This window comes from Seinonella peptonophila (assembly GCF_900129355.1).
Classification (GTDB): Bacteria; Bacillota; Bacilli; order Thermoactinomycetales; family Thermoactinomycetaceae; genus Seinonella; species Seinonella peptonophila.
The window spans coordinates 1-1,862 of sequence record NZ_FQVL01000034.1; the positions used below are offsets into that span (position 1 = coordinate 1).

At 52.2% G+C, this 1,862-nt stretch carries 2 protein-coding genes; both read left to right on the plus strand.

The window, feature by feature from the left end; translation table 11 throughout:
- Positions 1–281, plus strand: a 281-nt coding sequence (locus BUB71_RS19835; protein ID WP_217653580.1) for a P-loop NTPase family protein, incomplete at its 5' end; no start/stop codon positions are given.
- A gap of 376 nt (positions 282–657) precedes the next feature.
- The coding region (locus BUB71_RS18725; RefSeq protein WP_139279206.1) for a hypothetical protein at positions 658–1,862 on the plus strand (1,205 nt) is incomplete at its 3' end.

Below are 1,862 nucleotides of genomic sequence, written 5' to 3' on the forward strand. Positions count from 1 at the left end.
CATTGGCGGTTCGACCCGCACATCCCGTGGCGATCATGCTCGATGAGGCCATGTCTCAGCTGGATCAAGAGACAGCGGTCTTCGTGCTGAAAGCGATTGAGGAGTGTGCAACTCCGTATGGGGACACGGTCATCTCGATCGCTCACAGTGAGTACGCCATCCACAAGGATTCCTATGTGATCGTCCTCGGACCGAACGGCATGGGGATCGTCGAGCAGGGGTGGAAGGCCGAGCTCGCAAGCAACCCCAATTCGGCCTACAACCAGCACTTCAAGGACTAGCTAAAACTCCGGGGCTGACGAGAGTCAGTTTTTCCGGTAATGCTCTTCCTGACTCGATCAGCTCTTCAAGGGCTAACCAAGTCCCGGGCCTGACAAAAGTCGGTCTGTCCGGTAGACCCTTCACGACTAAAGCCGCTGCTTGTCCGGTGGTTGTGTTGAAGAAGGGTGCCCTTAGATTGTTTTATCCGAATATTCATTTATTTATAATGAAAATGCACATTTTGCAAAAGAATGTTGAGTCTGTAAAAATAAATATGATTAAATATACATAAATAGCCTTGCGCTTTGCTTCGTCAGAGCGATCCTGAAAGGAGCTATCATCTGTTGCTAAAGTAGTAACAGGTGAACTACGCGGACGTGTGGAAAAGGAAGAATTATGAAATCATTTCGCCTTCAATTGAAGGCAACCCACGATTGGCTTGCCATCTTGTGTGGCAAAAGGGCGGGCGAAAAACAAACGCTTGCCGATCGTTTGCTCTGGAGGCTGGCAAAGAGCGAGGGAAACCCGGAAGACGACACGCTGGTTTTCCAGTCACTCCAGCTTCTCGGCAAGACGATCAAGCGATGCCAGAGGCTGTGTGCGAAGATGGTTGGCTGGTCGCTGATGACGGCAATGGGCACCGTTCTCGGTTTCTACCTGCTGAAAGTAGCGCTGGAGTCCAAGAAATACCAGCTGCCACTGCTCGTCGCTACAGCCTCGATGTTCGCACTTGGGGGTGGGTTTTTCTACACCCGCAACATCCACGTAGCCGATGAACTTCAACGGCACATCATGAAAAGCTTGGTCGAGCGAATCGCCCAAAAGCTGAAGGTTGTGCACAGGGAGTCCCTACGTCACTACATCAATGACAATGGAACTCCATGGGCGCTCGTAAAGTCAATTCGAGTTTCAATTGGAGTTGACTTGATGGTGGTGGTGAAGAACCCCTTCATCTGGCTGTTCAATCTCAGCGCGCTGTGGTGGGTTCTCTCATGGGAATATGCCGCTGCGCTGCTGGTCGCTTGTGTTTTGGAGCTCTGGATGATGAAACCAGGTTTCCAGAATGATCAAGAGATCAGCAAAGAGGGAGAGAAGCTGTCATCGTATCTTCAAACCACCATGGACCCCTGGTCGCAGATACCGCGTCTGATCAGTGACCGTGGGATCAATGAGTCAATGGAACGGAAATTGGGAGAGCTTTCGGAAGAGAGGACGGAATTCTACCGGAAGAACTCCCATCATCGAGCATGGCTCGTGAGCGGTCCACGTTTGCTCTGGTCCTTTGTGCTACAGACAGCCCTGACTTTCTATGCTGTCTATGTGCAGAACCGGACGGCAGTCGACGTGATTCTGCTCGTCTCGTACATCTCGATGGGATTGCTTTCCTTCGAAGCGCTAATTGAATTCGCTTTGCGTCTAGCGAACATGCGAGGGGAGCTCCTGAAGCTAGGCAAACTGCTCACGTTGCCTGACCGGCCTAACGGGCAGGTTGCCCTGCGCGGGTTTGAGGGGTTCGTACTCCGTGACCTGCGCATCCACTACGGGGACAAGACCCTGTTTCCCGAGGGGCTGGATCTGGAAATCGGATCAGGTCAACCGGG